The 16,347-nt window shown below is 40.0% G+C and carries 14 protein-coding genes and 1 pseudogene; 7 read left to right on the top strand and 8 right to left on the bottom strand.

The genetic code is table 11. The features are described from left to right. The first annotated feature begins 24 nt into the window (after nt 1-24). Both FNT16_RS05075 and FNT16_RS05070 read left to right on the top strand, forming a co-directional pair. A complete protein-coding gene (locus FNT16_RS05075) occupies nt 25-813 on the top strand; it encodes a CLCA_X family protein (protein ID WP_143870518.1) in 789 nt (262 codons plus the stop codon). Nucleotides 814-953: 140 nt separating this feature from the next. Continuing rightward, nucleotides 954-3,749, top strand: coding sequence for an EAL domain-containing protein (locus FNT16_RS05070; RefSeq protein ID WP_143870517.1), 2,796 nt, complete (start codon nt 954-956; stop codon nt 3,747-3,749). On the opposite strand, the gene FNT16_RS05065 is transcribed toward FNT16_RS05070, so the two are convergent. After that, on the bottom strand, nt 3,725-4,222 hold the full coding sequence (locus tag FNT16_RS05065; RefSeq protein WP_143870516.1) for a TIGR02444 family protein: 498 nt from the start codon (nt 4,220-4,222) through the stop codon (nt 3,725-3,727). The genes FNT16_RS05070 and FNT16_RS05065 overlap by 25 nt on opposite strands. Then, nucleotides 4,210-6,126, bottom strand: coding sequence for an ABC transporter ATP-binding protein (locus FNT16_RS05060; protein WP_143870515.1), 1,917 nt, complete (start codon nt 6,124-6,126; stop codon nt 4,210-4,212). Before FNT16_RS05060 ends, FNT16_RS05065 begins: the two co-directional genes overlap by 13 nt. A gap of 120 nt (nt 6,127-6,246) precedes the next feature. Between FNT16_RS05060 and FNT16_RS05055 the strand changes: the two genes are divergently transcribed. After that, nucleotides 6,247-6,450: a YheV family putative zinc ribbon protein gene (locus FNT16_RS05055; protein ID WP_143870514.1), complete on the top strand. Its 204-nt coding sequence runs from the start codon at nt 6,247-6,249 to the stop codon at nt 6,448-6,450. A 24-nt stretch (nt 6,451-6,474) separates the two neighbouring features. Here FNT16_RS05055 and FNT16_RS05050 read toward each other — a convergent pair whose 3' ends face one another. Then, nucleotides 6,475-6,690, bottom strand: coding sequence for a SlyX family protein (locus tag FNT16_RS05050; protein WP_143870513.1), 216 nt, complete (start codon nt 6,688-6,690; stop codon nt 6,475-6,477). Nucleotides 6,691-6,779: 89 nt separating this feature from the next. Next, nucleotides 6,780-7,763, bottom strand: coding sequence for a WD40 repeat domain-containing protein (locus FNT16_RS05045; protein WP_143870512.1), 984 nt, complete (start codon nt 7,761-7,763; stop codon nt 6,780-6,782). Between the two features lie 217 nt (nt 7,764-7,980). On the opposite strand from FNT16_RS05045, the gene bamJ reads away from it, so the two are divergent. Beyond that, nucleotides 7,981-8,742, top strand: a complete 762-nt coding sequence (bamJ, locus tag FNT16_RS05040; protein ID WP_143870511.1) for a BamJ family beta-barrel-assembly machinery protein — start codon at nt 7,981-7,983, stop codon at nt 8,740-8,742. A gap of 80 nt (nt 8,743-8,822) precedes the next feature. Here the strand turns inward: bamJ and rsd are convergent, their stop codons facing one another. Then, complete coding sequence (rsd, locus tag FNT16_RS05035; protein ID WP_143870510.1) at nt 8,823-9,299, bottom strand: sigma D regulator; 477 nt, start codon at nt 9,297-9,299, stop codon at nt 8,823-8,825. A 158-nt stretch (nt 9,300-9,457) separates the two neighbouring features. Between rsd and nudC the strand changes: the two genes are divergently transcribed. Both nudC and hemE read left to right on the top strand, forming a co-directional pair. After that, nucleotides 9,458-10,291, top strand: a complete 834-nt coding sequence (gene nudC / locus FNT16_RS05030; protein WP_143870509.1) for an NAD(+) diphosphatase — start codon at nt 9,458-9,460, stop codon at nt 10,289-10,291. Nucleotides 10,292-10,479: 188 nt separating this feature from the next. Further along, complete coding sequence (hemE, locus tag FNT16_RS05025) at nt 10,480-11,547, top strand: uroporphyrinogen decarboxylase (RefSeq protein ID WP_143870508.1); 1,068 nt, start codon at nt 10,480-10,482, stop codon at nt 11,545-11,547. Between the two features lie 87 nt (nt 11,548-11,634). Here hemE and sthA read toward each other — a convergent pair. Beyond that, nucleotides 11,635-12,968 (bottom strand): annotated as a pseudogene (sthA, locus tag FNT16_RS05020) (Si-specific NAD(P)(+) transhydrogenase). Between the two features lie 285 nt (nt 12,969-13,253). After that, the gene (locus FNT16_RS05015) at nt 13,254-14,375 is read right to left on the bottom strand and encodes an acyl-CoA desaturase (RefSeq protein ID WP_143870507.1); all 1,122 of its coding nucleotides are present in this window, start codon (nt 14,373-14,375) and stop codon (nt 13,254-13,256) included. A 151-nt stretch (nt 14,376-14,526) separates the two neighbouring features. Here FNT16_RS05015 and fabR point away from each other — a divergent pair, with 151 nt between their 5' ends. Further along, nucleotides 14,527-15,141 (top strand): HTH-type transcriptional repressor FabR, encoded by a 615-nt coding sequence (gene fabR / locus FNT16_RS05010; RefSeq protein WP_221935082.1) that lies wholly within the window; start codon nt 14,527-14,529, stop codon nt 15,139-15,141. A 1-nt stretch (nt 15,142) separates the two neighbouring features. Here fabR and trmA read toward each other — a convergent pair whose 3' ends face one another. Continuing rightward, a complete protein-coding gene (gene trmA, locus FNT16_RS05005; protein WP_143870505.1) occupies nt 15,143-16,243 on the bottom strand; it encodes a tRNA (uridine(54)-C5)-methyltransferase TrmA in 1,101 nt (366 codons plus the stop codon). Nucleotides 16,244-16,347 lie beyond the last annotated feature (104 nt).

The following is a 16,347-nucleotide window of genomic DNA, read 5'->3' as shown; positions in this document are numbered from 1 at the left end:
ACGGCGCTAGTCAAATAATTGCTAATGTTGCAAACCGCTAAAAGTACTGGCCGGTTACGACGTCATTTTTATCGTAATGGACCGCAACACCGACACGGCGATGTTAGTTTTTCGGATATTCGTCGTGAATTCGGCTTTCGGGCAATACATATTGGCCGCTGGGTGACTCAGCAAGAGCAGCAGATAGCGGCTAATCTGATTTATGATGCGTTGCATGATTTGGCTGCAATATTGCAGATCCCTCCTCAGACATTATCTTTACGACAAACCTTATCTTTGGCTTTTGGCACAGGCGGCCAACCAGGGATGCAAGCGCACTATGAAGTTAATCGGCAAGTTTTAGCGATGGCAAAAAATGCCGGTGGTGGTGCGCTGGCACATGAATGGTTTCATGCATTTGATCATTACATATGTAAGAAGTTTCTAGTTGCACCCAAGGCGAAATTTGCGTCACATGCATGGTTGTTGCAATCTAATATGATTGTGCATGATCTCAATCAACGGTTGGCCAGTGTATATGCTGAGATGTTTTTATCGCAAGACGGGCAAAGTGCCAGTGAACTATTTTTAAAATCCCGATTGGTAGATGAATCTTTGCAGCAAGTGTATTACGCGTTACCTGAAGAGATAGCTGCTCGCTGTTTTGAAGCCTGCATTCAGGATGCAAAGATTAAAAATGCATTTTTAGTCTCTGGTAGTAAAAAAAGTCAGGAAGCTGAACTGGGTTTATTTCCTAGTAATATACACCGCAACCGAATATCCGCATTATTTCTGCAGTATTTTGGCTTATTAGGTCAACTTATAAAACCATAATGAAGGTTTTTAATCATTTATTGATTAATAAATACCCACTAAACGCTTAAAGCATTAGACTCACAAGGTTTATTGCGGTAAATTAGAACTGTTATTATCTTGTTAATTAATTGTCTCTTTTACCTGCTAAGTACCCGTAAATGGAATACAACGAAAAATTTTTCGAACAACTCGTGCACTCTGCTCGCTCCGGAATCTGGGTGATAGATGAACATTGCCGCACAACTTATGTGAATCCCAGTATGGCTGAAATGCTTGGTTACACTGTTGAACAAATGTTAAATAAACATCTGTTTGAATTTCTTGACGAGAATGGAATAGAAAAAGCCAAAATAAACTTAGCACGACGGCGAGAGGGGCAAGAAGAGCAACGAGAAAGTGTATTTATTCACAAAGAAGGGTTTGCAGTCTATACCAATTTGGTAACTTGGCCGGTATTTGATGAGCAGGGGCAGTATCGAGGCGCAATTGCGGGGGTGATGGATGATTCTTCGCGTCGAGGTATGCTAGATGAACTGGCTGAAGCTAAAGAGCGCCTACAGGTATTTGACAAAGTTACCGTTGATGGAATTTTGATTCATCAAGGAGGACATATCATTGAGTTGAATGATGCTTGTTGTCGGATATTCGAAGGGAGTCGCAAAGAAATTATGACGCATGATTTCACTGCTATGTTACTGCCAGAGTATAAAACATTAGTTATACAGGCGATGCATTATGATACGGTTGAAAAATTTGAAGTTAAAGCACGTTCTTTAACCGGTAAGTTATTGATTCTGGAATTAAGTTCAAAGCGGATGCATTACCGTGGAGACTTAGTTCGCGTCAGTGTTTTAAGAGATGTAACCCAGTACAAGCAAACCCAAACCGCTTTAGAACAAATTGAATTAACCAACCAGGCATTGATTGAAAATGCGCCTGAAGCAATTGTTTTATTGGATAGGAAAAGCCTGCAGATATTGCATGCGAATTCAAAAGCAGGTTCATTATTTGGCATTTCGGCACATCGCCTTCTGGGACAGTCTTTAGAGTCTTTTATTATTAAACACGATGGTAAGCTAGCCGGTGCAGGACGCACTTTCGATAATTTGGTGCAACAAGCACTTTCCTGTTTAGCTCCGCTTGCTGAAATTAAAATACAACATCAATCTGGGACGGCTATCGACTGCGAATTACGCTTAGTCTCGATTCAATGGCAGGGCGCGAGTTTATTACGCGTTTCCCTTTTAGATATTCGCTCTCGCAAACGCGCACAAGATAAAATGAAACAGTTGTCTAGTGCGTTGGAGCAAAGTGCCGATCTGGTTATGATTACAGACAAAAATGGCATTATCGAATATGTCAATCAGGCGCTTTTGAGTGTGACTGGCTATCAGTTGGAAGAGGTGATTGGACAAACCCCTGCATTATTTAAGTCGAAACAACACAATTCAGCCTTTATGAGAAAGTTGTGGAAACAAATACTTGCGGGCCACTCATTTCGCGATGTTTTTGTAAATCAAAATAAAGATGGGTCAGTTTTTTATGAAGAAAAAACCATTACACCATTAAAAAATGAAGAAGGGGAAATAACCCATTTTGTTTCTACCGGCAAAGATATAACTGAGAGAATGGAATTTCAGGCAAATTTACATCATCTGGCTTTTCATGACTCTTTGACCAATTTACCCAATCGTGCTCTTTTTAATGATCGCTTGAAAAGTAGTTTACAAACAGCAAAGCGATATCGGCAAAAAATAGCACTGTTATTTTTTGACATTGATCACTTTAAACGTATTAACGACTCGTTGGGACACGAAGTGGGAGACTTGTTATTAAAGCAGGTTTCTAAAAAGTTACAGCAGCGTTTGCGAGGCAGCGACACCGTCGCTCGTTTAGGCGGGGATGAGTTTGCGGTCATTTTAAATAATGTTAAAGATGATGAGAGCATTCGGCAAACCGCTTCTGAAATAATTGAACTGATAAACCAACCAATAAAACTAGCTGAACGTGAGTTATTTATTACAACGAGTATTGGTATTGCTGTCTATCCAGCTGATGGGGATGATAGTTTAACTTTGTTGAAAAATGCAGATGTGGCTATGTATCGAGCTAAAGCACAAGGGCGTAACGCTTTTATGTTTTATCAACAAGAGATGAATGCACACGCTTTTGAATTGTTGACGCTCGAGTCTGAATTACATAGAGCGTTGCAACAGCAAGAGTTTTGTTTGCAGTATCAACCCAAAATATGCTTGCGAACTGGCAAAATGACGGGCGTTGAAGCTTTATTACGCTGGCAGCATCCAGAAAAAGGGATGATTGCACCGGATAAATTTGTGCCACTGTTAGAAGAGTCTGGGTTAATTTTACCCGTTGGACAGTGGGTCATCGAACAGGCTTTAAAAGACTATCGTTTCTGGCAGTCTCATGGGTTGTTTAATTTAAACTTAGCCATTAATTTATCGCCAGCTCAACTTAAAGATCTGAAGTTTATCGAAACTTTACAGTCTGCATTGGCTAAGTATAAATTGCCGATGCAATGTGTAGAGCTGGAAATTACTGAACATACCATGATGATACATGGTGAAAATTCTTTTCTATTGATGGAGCAGTTGCGCCAATTGGGTACACATTTTTCGATTGATGATTTTGGTACAGGGTATTCATCTTTAGCTTATTTGAAAAAACTGCCGGTGGAGACGATAAAAATAGACCGTTCATTTATTCGCGATATTGGTGTTGAAGTGGAAGATGAGATTATTGTCAAAACTGTTATTGCGATGGCTAAAAGTTTAGGTTATCAGGTGGTCGCTGAAGGCGTTGAAAATTTAAAACAAGTAGATTTTTTACGCGCCTTGGATTGTGATGTCGCACAAGGATTTTTATTCAGTCGACCGTTGAGCGCTCTGGACATCTTGCAGTATCAGGTTCAACCTGAAACTTTACCCCATTGAGTGGCAGCGAGTTCTAATAACCAATGGTAGTCAGCAGTGATACTTTTCGTCGCAAAATAATAAGATAATGGACTTTGTTTTAACGGCCGATTTAGGAAGGTGTGGCGGCCGGAATAGAGCACTTCAATAATTATTTTTTGTTCTTGCTTTTCAAACTCTAATTCTGCTGATAATAATTTTTCTTTTATCACAATGTACGAGTTGTTTTTATCGGCATGCGCGCGCCAGCTAAAACGAGCTTGGCGGATTAATTGCGTGTGTGCTTGATTAAAGTCTTCGACAGCTATGATGACTTGATCTAAATGAGCCGGCTGAAATGTATACTGCTGGCTTTCCAGCAGTGCAAATATCAGTATTATATTAACGTTAAGTTGGCTTTGATTTTGCCACAAAAGACAGTTTGTCTGTACGATATTATGCGCATAGAGCGCGCCGCACATTTGCCAGACAAGGTGCTCATTTAGCTGTTGCATGACTGTTCGAATTCTATTTGTGCTTGATTAAGTGTTTCTTCTGTTTCCATCCAGAGTTCTTCTACTTCTTCCAGTTTCGGTTTGAGTTCTGCTTGTTGTTTAATCAGTTCGGTTAGTTTTGATTTATTTTCATCCGTATATAATTCACTGTCAGCTAATTGCTGTTCTATCACATCTAGCTGGTTTTGCAGCTTTTCAACTTGCTGCATATATTTTTCCAGCTGTGTGCGCAATGGTTTGGTTTTTTGTCTGAATTCAGCTTCTTTGCGTTTGTTGTCTTTTCGGTTTTGTGCTGAGTTTTGTTTATTTTCCGATGTCGGTTTTGTCTGATTTAACTTTTGCTGTTCAGTTAACCATTTTTCATAGTCTTCTAAATCACCGCTAAACATTTCAACTTGGCCGTTTGCAACCAAATAAAAGTCATCGCAGGTACTGCGCAAAATATGCCTGTCATGCGAAACGATTAACATAGCACCGCTGTAACTTTGCAAGGCCATCGTTAGAGCATGCCGCATATCTAGATCTAAGTGGTTCGTTGGTTCATCCAGTAGTAGTAAGTTCGGTTTTTGCCAGACTAACAATGCAAGTACCAGTCGGGCTTTTTCACCACCTGAAAACGGGGCTATGTTGGCGGTTGCCTGATCCTCTGAAAATCCGAACCCACCCAAGTAGTCTCGCAATTTTTGTTCTGTTTCTTTTAGCGCAAGTCTTTGTAGATGAATCAGCGGGGTTGCTTCTTGATCCAGCTGTTCAAGTTGGTGCTGTGCAAAATAACCTATATTCAGGCCTGCACTGCGAACCACTTCACCTGCTAACGGTGCTAAATCGCCGGCAAGCAGCTTTATCAATGTTGATTTACCGGCACCATTACGACCCAATAATCCAATTCGGCTACCCGGTACTAGGTTAATTTCGATTCTATTTAGTAGGGGCTTATCATACCCTGCCTGAACTTGATTTAAACGAATAAGTGGATTTGGATTTTTCTCTGGCTCGCGAAATTCAAAATTAAACTGACTGTCTACGTGTGCTGGTGCGATTTCTTCCATTCTTGCCAGTGCTTTGACACGAGATTGAGCTTGTTTCGCCTTGCTGGCTTTCGCTTTAAACCTAGCGATGAATGCTTGCATGTGCGCGCGTTCGCGTTGTTGCTTTTCGTGCATTGCTTGCTGTTGTTCTAGTTGCGCTGCCCTTTGAATTTCAAATGCTGAATAATTTCCGGTATAACTGTTAATTTGTTGATTTTCTATGTGCAAAATGTGGCTACAGGTTTGATCTAAAAAATCTCTATCGTGTGAGATAACGACAAGCGTGCCTTGATATTGAAGTAAAAACTTTGTCAGCCAAATGACAGCATCTAAATCGAGGTGGTTGGTTGGTTCATCTAGCAACAATAAGTCTGAACGACAAAGCAGCGCTTGGGCTAGGTTTAAACGCATTCTCCAACCACCAGAAAAAGAACTGACACTTTGCTGTTGCTGCTGTTCATCAAAGCCTAAGCCCGCTAGTAGCTGACCGGCACGGGCGTGAATACTGTAACCTTGAATATGTTCCATCTCGTTATACAGGGTTGCGAGTTTCTCACCCTGCTGTTGCGCTTCCGCTTTCGCTATCTTTTGACATAATACGCGATATTCATGATCGCCATCGATTGCATAGTCCAGCGCTGAAGTTTCAAGAGCGGGTGTTTCTTGTTTTACATTGGCGATAGCCCAATTAGCTGGTAATGAAAAGTCACCTTGGTCTACATGAAGTCGTCCGTTAAATAAGGCAAACAAGCTGGACTTCCCACAGCCATTTTTACCGACCAAACCTACTTTTTGGCCAGCAAATATATTTGCACTTGCGTTTTCTAGTAAAAATGACTGTCCGCGTTGTAAGGAAACTTTATTTAATGTGATCATAAACTGTCTGTTAGTGTATTATTTGCTTATTGTAATATTTGCTGTAACAGTATACGGCAAAAGTCTTCGGGTTAAGATAACTAAACTCAGATAGCTAAATATAGTTAAACGGTTGTTTACATGAAACAAAAGAAACGATTTATTGCTGGGGCTGTATGTCCAAAATGCAAAGCTCAAGATAGCCTGTTATTATTTTTTCAGGCTGGTGTTGAAAATATAGAGTGTGTTGATTGTGGTCACACACAAAGTCAAACCAGCGCGCAGGTTAAAAATGCCAGTAAACAAGCTGAACAAGTGATTGGTTTATTTAAACCAGACGCTTAGTTTACCTGCTTGCCACTATCCATATCAATAATGAGGTGGCGGTGTTTCCATCGATTGGGGGATTAAGCTGTCCGGCTGTGCCTCTTTTACTTTTCGGGCCAACAATGCAACTTGCTTTTCTAACAAGGATATTTGTTGTTGTTGAGAAACTAAAGCATCATTGAGCGTTGCAATGGTATCTTCTTGAAACGCGAGTTGTGCTTCTAAATTGTCAATTTTGTTTTCTAATTTCTGCGTCATATTTAAAGCCGGTCACTCTTTTCTGTATTCATTTAATTGAACCTTTAGGCTGTGGTATTGCAAAACAATTGCAGCAAAGGCTTTAAGGTTTAGTTGTTGTATCGCCAATATTCAGTTTTACCGGTAGAGCTTTGACTTATCAGAATATTGTCATCTGGTTGAAAAGCTACACTGTTAACTAAAGCACCATCATAGGCTCGTTTTGTTTTACTGCTCACCTGCCATGAAGTCACCAGTTTACCAGTTTGCTGTTGCCAAAGCATTATTTTGCGATCATCAGAGCCTGCTGCGATCACATTTGCTTGAAGGTTGCTGCGAATCGTATTGAGGAGCAATTCATTTTCTGTTTGTTGCAGTTTAAATAAGCGCTTACCACTTTCTAGATTAACGACGATAGATTCAGGCAATGAGCTAATTACCGCTTTGTGCTGGGCAATTATTTTTACTTTAGTGACTCTTGAGGGAAGTGCAAATTTGTGAATTATTTCGCCACTCGCTATATGCCAATACAAGGCTTGATAGTCATTGCTGCCGGATAATGCATGCTTGCCATCCAGACTAAGACTTATGCTATTTACACTTGTTGAGTGACCTTTAAATTTTCTTTGTTGAGCGGTTTTGGTGTTGAACACTGAAATACTGCCATTTGATAGCGCGAGGAGAATCGTATCTGCACTGTTATTTACCTTGATATCACGAATATTTGCATCTTTTACTTGCCAGTAACCTAAATTTTTGCCACTGTGAGCGTCCCATAATGCAAACTCAGAGCGTGTTGCTGTTACAGCATAACGATTATTGGGAGATATATGGGCGAGAAGCATCGAATTATCAGCTTTTGAACTTTGTTGCCAAATGAAAGTCATAGTCTGTTCTTTCAAGTTCCATAGTTGAGCTTGATTATCATAACTAATATTGATTGCGTGGCTTGCATCTTGAGAAATATATGAATGCAGTGCCCCATTTGGTGAATGAACGAAAGATTCTTCTGGCAGTTTTTGTTTTTGTTGGCAGCCAGTGAGCGTTAACAGAGCAGACAACAGGGTAATTTGATAGATTCTTGTTAAATTCATGACTTATTAGTTGTTAATTGCTCTATTATTTAGAGCTTTTACGCTTGTTTTGGTTTCAACGGCCGTAAATAGGCAAACTGAATTCGAGTTAACCCAAATTCTCTTTAACTAAAAAATGATGATTTTGAGTTCGCTTGAGTATATCAGATTATTTTCTTCTGCTAGGCGAACTTGCATTTGAAATGATTTGGGTAGATAGCAAATTGGAGTATTAGATATGCAAAAATTGGGCGTAGTGAGCGCTTTGGCTGCTGCTTTGGTTTTGGCTGGTTGTGGAAAAGATGCAAGCAACGAAGCACAAGAGCAGGCTAAATCTCAAGAAACTCAACAAAAAGAGGCAGTAACTTTGCAAACTTTAAGTGAAAAACAAGCTTACGGCTTGGGTGTAAATTTTGGTGGTCAATTGAAATCAACTGTAGAACAAATCAACGCTGTTGGTTTGGAGCTAGATATGAAGTTGGTTCAACAGGGTGTTGCGGATATGCTGGCTGGCAATCCATCTTTAGAACAAGCTGATATTCAGGCTGCACTTCAAGAATTACAAAAGCAGCACCAAGAATTGGAAGCCGCTAAACGTGCAGAAGATAGCAAAGAGTTTCGCGCTGAAGGTGAAACTTTCTTAGCAGAAAACGCTAAAAAAGATGGGATTCAAGTGACTGAATCAGGTCTGCAATATGAAGTCTTAGTTGAAGGTGAAGGTGATAAGCCTGCTGCAACTGACACTGTTACTGTGCACTATACAGGTACATTGTTAGATGGAACTAAGTTTGATAGCTCTGTTGATCGTGGTGAGCCTGCATCTTTCCCGCTTAACCGTGTTATTCCAGGTTGGACTGAAGGCGTTCAGTTAATGAATGTTGGATCTAAATATCGTTTCTACATCCCGTACAACTTAGCTTACGGTGAAAACGGTACTGGTAGTATTCCTCCATTTGCTACTTTAATCTTTGATGTTGAGTTGATCTCTATCGAAGGTTAATTGCCACGCTTTATTGATTATAAAAAAACCGCTCATTGAGCGGTTTTTTATTTAATCGGATGCTGCAAACCACAAACGTGCTACGCAACTTCAGTATGTTTGGTGTACAGAATATGAATGAGCTGATCTTCGTAGTCAAATCTGTCTTCTAGTGCTTGCCCTAAGTTTGATAAATCGCTGTCAAATTTATCCCAATTTGCACTTTCTTCAATCTCGGCATATTTGTCATCAAAGCTTAACGCGATATCTGTGGTATCATTTATTTTTGGCCACAATCGTTTTGCCAGCTCTAAGCTTTCGCCACCACTTACTTTGCACTGTGAGGCTATATTATCAAATACTTCAAAGTGACCAGCAGAAAGATAATCGACTAGCACTTGGCAGAATTCCGCTATTTCTTGCGAGCCGGGTAGTTTGCTTTTGTCCGCTTCAAACGGAGGTAGTCCAGCCAGTTTGCAATATCTGACTAAAAGTTCTCGGCGCTCTTCAAGCCATTTATCAATAGCATTGCTGGCTCCACCATATTTTTGTTGTGCTTTTTGTAGTTCTGTCAGCATATCAGTTCTTCACCTTTTTTGGCATACTTGCGCATACTTCTATCTAACGATATCACAAAGAAAATTGCAATACAGTTAGCTTATTTTAGTTAAAAATGTGATAAAAATTTAACAAACTGTCCCATGTGGCAAAATTATAAAATGGTTTTAGTGATAACATGTTGATTAATTCATCAAAACATCTAGTAGAGCAGGTCGCTGTTTGGGTCGTCGTGCGGCACGACGAAGTTTGGTTAACCGATTCTGATTATACATTACCAGTTGCTCGGAAAAGTGAGCTGTTTGCGAGTGTTGAGCAGAACAAAATTTTACACCTAGGTGAATCTCTCGGTAGACCCGTATATATGGTTAGTGCATCATCCGTCGCTCTAGCGGCTGAGTTTCCGGCCAAATTTTGTAACTTGCGAGAGTTTATTACACAAGCCCAAATGGATGATGTATCTTTTTCGTTTGCTGCAAAAGCCATTCAATTTCAGCAGTTTTTACAAACGCATAAGTTTTGTGGTCGCTGTGGTAAAAAAATGACCGCTGTTTCTTGGGAGTTGGCAATGCATTGCAAACATTGCCAGCACAGATGTTATCCAAGACTATCACCTTGTGTCATTATGGCTGTTTTAAAAGATGAGCAATTATTATTGGCTGTGGGTAAAAAAAGTCGTTCTGGACGCAGTTCAATTTTGGCGGGCTTTGTTGAGCCCGGTGAAACATTAGAGCATGCGGTAGCGCGCGAAGTAAAAGAGGAAGTCGGCATTGAAATCGATCAGATTCAATATTTTGGTAGCCAGCCTTGGCCGTTCCCACATCAAATTATGGTAGGTTTTATAGCACGATATAAAAGTGGTGAGATACAGGTAGATGAGCGAGAAATATTGTCTGCGGCTTGGTATAATTTAGATTCTTTACCTCAAACCCCTGGCCGTTATTCTATTGCTGGCAGGATGATTGATTCGCTGGTTGCTGGTCATAAAAACAAAAAAGCCTCACAAAAGTAAGGCTGAAAAGGTTAGTGCTTGAGGTCCCGTTTATCCGAGCTTCTGATTAATTGTCTTCATTAGCGCTCGACTTTTATACCAAAAGCGAGAGATAGAAGCAATAAAAAATATGTATCTAATGTGAAAGTTGTAATTTTAATGTAATTTACTGGCTAGAGTTGTTAGTAAAACTGATTTGGGAACAATTTATGAGCGTTTTAAAAAATACCCGTTATCTCGATGCTTTGTTGAAAAAGCCAATTGACCGTACGCCAGTTTGGATGATGCGGCAAGCGGGCCGGTATTTGCCAGAATATCGAGAAGTGCGTGCTCAAGCGGGGGATTTTATGTCATTGTGCAAAAATCCTGAGTTGGCCTGTGAAGTGACGATGCAGCCTCTTAGACGTTACCCGTTGGATGCTGCTATTTTGTTTTCAGATATACTAACTATCCCAGATGCAATGGGTATGGGGTTATATTTTGAAACAGGTGAAGGACCAAAATTTACTAAGTCTTTAAACGATTTAACGGATATTGCCGCTTTACCTGTCCCTGATCCTGCTAAATCACTCAAGTATGTGATGGATGCGGTTTCCACTATTCGTCGTGAGCTAAAAGGTGAAGTTCCTTTAATTGGCTTTTCCGGAAGCCCTTGGACTTTAGCGACTTATATGATTGAAGGTGGAAGTAGTAAAACATTCTCAAAAATTAAACGAATGGGTTATGAGTCTCCTGAAGCATTGCATTTATTGTTGAGCAAACTTGCAGATGCTGTTGTTGAGTATCTGAACGCACAAATTGATGCAGGTGCTCAATCGTTAATGATCTTTGATACTTGGGGTGGTGTTTTATCCCCTCGAAATTACAGAGAGTTTTCATTAGATTACATGGCAAAAATTGTTGATGGTTTAAATCTTGGTAAAGATGAACAGCGTGTACCTGTCACTTTGTTTACTAAAGGCGGTGGGCAGTGGCTTGAATGGATTGCCGATACAGGTTGTGATGCGATCGGTTTAGATTGGACAACTGATATTGGCGAAGCTCGAAAACGTGTTGGTGATAAGGTTGCTTTACAAGGTAATATGGACCCGTCTGTGTTGTATGCATCACCGCAAGTTATTCGCCAAGAAGTGCAATTGATTTTAGATAGCTATGGCGCAGGAAGTGGTCATGTCTTTAATTTAGGGCATGGTATAACCCCAGATGTTAAACCTGAAAATGCAGGCGCATTTATCCAAGCGGTTAAAGATTTAAGCCCACTTTACCATAATAAATAAACCGCAAATCAATACAAAGGGGACGTTAGTCCCCTTAATCAAATATCGCAGGATGCGGAAAGCAATACAAAGTACTACTTTCCTTTCTTAAAAAAGTCGGTTTAAACCGTTTAATGCAGCCACGCGGTAGGCTTCTGCCATTGTCGGATAGTTAAAGGTGGTATTTACGAAATACTCAACTGTGTTTGCTGGCCCTTGTTGTTGCATAATTGCTTGTCCGATATGAACAATTTCAGAGGCAGCAGTACCAAAGCAATGAATACCTAATATTTCTTTTGTATCCGGATGGAACAGTAGTTTTAATCCACCAATCGTTGAGTTTGCTATTTGTGCTCGAGCAAGGTGTTTAAACTGAGCTTTACCTACTTCATATGGGATTTTAGCCGCAGTAAGCTCTTGTTCGGTTTTGCCTACCGAACTTATCTCTGGGATGGTGTAAATTCCGGTTGGGATATCTGCAATTAATTTAGATTGCACTTCACCGCTTACAATATAGTTTGCCGCAATGCGCCCTTGATCATAAGCCGCGCTTGCTAAGCTTGGGTAGCCTATAACATCACCCACCGCATAGATATTGTCTATCGCTGTCCGATAATTCTCATCTACTTTTACCTGACCTCGGCCATCTGCTTTTAAACCGATGGCAGATAAGTTAAGTTTGTCAGTATTACCGGTTCTACCATTGGCAAATAATAAGCAGTCTGCTTTAAATCGTTTTCCTGATTTGGTATGAAGAATGACACCATCGTTACTGGCTTTGATACTTTCATACTCTTCGCCGTTGCGAATCACGGTACCACTGTTTGTTAGGTGATAACTTAACGCATCAGAAACTTCATTATCCAAGAAAGATAACAGCCGTTCACGCGTGTTTATCAAGTCAACTTTGACGCCCAACCCTCTGAAAATACTGGCATATTCAGAACCAATAACCCCGCACCATAGATGATGATACTTCTTGGATCGTGTTTTAGAGATAATATGGTGTCGCTGTCGTAGACGCGACCACTTGTAAAGTCGACATCGGTTGGTCGGTAAGGTCTAGAGCCTGTCGCAATTACGATCGTTTGTGCTGTTATATTTTGCGTCGAACCGTCTGGGTAAGTTATGCATAAAGTATGTTTATCGACAAAAGACGCTTCGCCCTTGATTAATTGTACTCGGTTTCTATCATAAAAACCGGCCCTTAAACGGGTTTGTTGGCGAATTACACCTTCGGCATGTTTTAATATCTGCGGGAAGGTAAAGTGCTTTTCTCTGCCGCTTTCGCTAAAAAGTGGATTGGTATTAAAATGAATAAGCTGTGAGACAGATTGCCTTAATGCTTTTGATGGTATGGTTCCCCAATGCGTACATCCGCCACCTACGGCACTATGCCGTTCAACAACAGCAACGCTTTTTCCTGTTTTGGCTAACCCCATCGCCGCGCCTTCGCCGCCCGGACCGGTCCCGATAACAATCGCATCATAATCGAATGTTGGGTTTGGTGTTGTTTCTTCCGTATTTTTTTGTGGTTTATCTTTATCGCTCACAAGTAATCCTGCCCTTTTCAAGTGTGTGTTGTTTCCTATTCTAGCGCATACAAATGACATTACGGGGCATAAATCTTAACTATAACGATTAAAAATTTTCCATATAGGATAGATTTAGTTAAAAAAACACTCAAAAACTCCGATAAAAAGTGCTTCTGAGTGGTTTAATTTAAATTAAGCAGGCTGAGGGAGTTGGAATTGTAAGAAGCGATTTTTCTGATTCTCAAATTTACTTTTTAGCTCTTGTACTTGCTGGTAAACGTCGGTTTTTCGATAGTCTTTACCCAGTTGTTTTCGTTTAATGTCTAATAAGCGCTTTTTGGCTGAATAAAATTCATTTAAGCGTTCCATTAAAACTTCGTATTCGTGTTCTAACTTTTCCAACACAGCTGAATGCTGCGGCAAATGTATCAAGCGTTCTTTAAGCGTTGATAAATGATGTTGGGCGCGCGCTTTTTCGATACGTTCTTCCGGTGCTGTTCTTAAGTTATATGTTAAACCTAGCCAACTAGCGCTTTTTATAAACCATTTAGTTGGATCAAACTGCCACCATTTTATGCCATTACGATAATCATATTCAAAAGTATGGTGGAAATTATGATAACCCTCACCATAAGTGAGTAAGGCTAAAAAGTGATTATCTCTTGCTGTATGATTAGCCGTGTACGTTTGTTTACCCCACAGATGTGCAAGAGAGTTAATAAAAAATGTAAAATGATGGCTCAATACTAATCGCAACACACCTGCACTTAACATCATGCCGATTATGTCGCCATTTAACCATCCTAAAAAGAATGGGATCCCAAAGTTGGTTGCCAGTGTGAGCGGTAAATAGTATTTGTGTTGAAACATGACGATTTTATCTTTTTCAAGATCCCGCACATTTTTATAGTTGGAGTATTCTTTTCCTTGATATTCTCTGATCATCCAGCCCATATGTGAATGCCAAAAACCCATTTTCGCAGAGTATGGGTCTCGTTCATTATCATCCACATGTTTATGGTGGTTCCTATGATCAGAGCTCCAATGTAATATACTGTTTTGCAGAGCAAATGCACCACCTAACGCATACACCCAACGAACAAAAGCATGCGCTTGGTAGGTTTTGTGTGACCACAGCCGATGATATCCTGCCGTTATAGACATGCCACAATAGCCTAGACATAATATCGTTGCGATAATTTCTATTTTGTCAAAACCGTGAACTATGGCGTAATAAGGTACTAGGGTTAGTGCGATTGTACCTGTGATTAAAAATACCAGTAGGTTAACCCAAACGATGGGAGCCTTTTTCATGCATCTGCCTCTATATTTACGTGGAGCTTATGTCGCTTTTTAGCGTACATGTGTACGCTAAATTTTAGATTAATGAAGTTTAGGATCAAGTGATTTATGATTTTTTACTCAATTTTGTTTTAATATTGTTTTGCTATTTTGTAATTAGGTGATGACATTGGGCGTTCGTGCCGTACAAAAAGAGAAAACCAGAAGGGCAATAATACAGGCAGCTTTTCGTCAACTGTCAGCGGAAAAGAACTTTTCAAATTTGAGTCTGCGCGAAGTTGCAAGAGAAGCTGGGATTGCACCGACATCCTTTTATCGCCATTTTAAAGGATTGGAAGAACTCGGCTTAACTTTGGTTGATGAAGCGGGTCTTTTATTGCGTCAGCTGATGCGTCAAGCAAGGCAACGTATTGCGACGCAAGGCTCGATTATAACCACGTCAGTCGAAACTTTTATGGAGTTTCTGGATACTAATGAAGGTGCTTTTAGGATTTTATTGCAAGCCAAAAGTGGTACTTCTTGTCAATTCAGGGCTGCCGTTACTAGAGAGATTGAGCATTTTATTGCGGAACTGGCCGATTATATTGCTAAAGCGCAAGCTTGTTCTCACGAATTCGCGTTAATTGAATCTGACGCTATGGTTAAGTTGGTGTTTAATGCGGGTGCCGAGGCAATAGACTTATCTCAAGCGCAAAAGAAAAATATTTCTGGGCGCTTGATTTTGCAATTGCGAATTATTGTCAGTGGAGCTCGAGTTCAAAAGCAATCAGCACATTAGATTACTTTTTTCGCTCTAACCAAACACCTGTTTCTATGTGGTGGGTGTATGGGAATTGGTCAAAAAAAGTAAAGTCTTTAATTTCATGTGTTTGTAAAATTGTCGATAAATTATTGCTGAGTGTTTCAGGGTTACATGAAATATATAAAATATTGTCAAACCGGGTTACGAGTTTCTCAGTGTCGCTGTCCAATCCCGCTCTTGGCGGATCCACTAATATGGTGGTAAAGTCGTAGCTTGTTAAATCGACCTCTTTTAAAGATTTAACCTTTTTACCTTCAAAGTAGGCTGCAGAAAAGTCTTCTGCTGACGATTGGCCTATCACAACGTTTGTTATTTGATTGTCTGTTAAATTTTGATTGGCTGCTTTAACGGACGTTCTCGCTATTTCAGTTGCCAAAACCTTATTGAACTTGTCTGACAGTGCAATGCTGAAATTGCCATTTCCGCAGTATAACTCTAATAAATCGCCGGTAAGATCGTTGGAAATATGTCGAGCCCAAGAGAGCATGGCAACATTTATTAAACCATTTGGTTGAGTAAAGGTGTTTTCTATTTGCTTGTATTGATACTGTTTTCCATCTAGTTCAAAACTTTCAGTTACATAATCGTTATCAACTAGCACTTTTTGTTTACGGGAGCGACCTATAATATTGATATGTGCAACACTAGATAAATGGTCTTTAAGCTGTTCGGCTTCAGCTAACCATGATTGATCTAAAGGCTTATGGTATATCATAGAAACGAGCGCTTGGCCGCTTAGTGTTGTCAAAAAGTCGACTTGATACAATTTACGTCTCAGCACTTCTGACTGTAAAAATGCTTCACGCACAAGTTTCATTAAGTCATTTAACAGCTTGCTGCCCGGTATAAAAGAATCAACCCTGAATTTTTCTTTGTTTTGCGGATCAAACATAATGTAATAGCTATCATCGTCCTGATGCCATACCCTAAATTCAGCGCGTAATCGGTAGCCTTGTTCTGAAGATGGAATGACACTAATGTTGGGTAGATCAAAATTATTGAAGAGCGCTAGTGTATTTTTTACTTTCTCTTCTAAAAGTGATTGGTATAGTTTGGTATCAATTTGATCGACGCGCATCTGACAGTTATTCCTCAGAAAAATGAGTTATTTTAACGGGAATTGTGATTCAGCGCAGTAATCAATAAAATTAAATTTAAAAATTGACTAAAATATATTCAACT

It is taken from the genome of Catenovulum sediminis (genome assembly GCF_007289895.1).
In the GTDB taxonomy this organism is placed as follows: Bacteria; Pseudomonadota; Gammaproteobacteria; order Enterobacterales; family Alteromonadaceae; genus Catenovulum; species Catenovulum sediminis.
The sequence above is the reverse complement of the archived record's forward strand: the minus strand, read 5'-3'. Positions and strand labels throughout refer to the sequence as shown.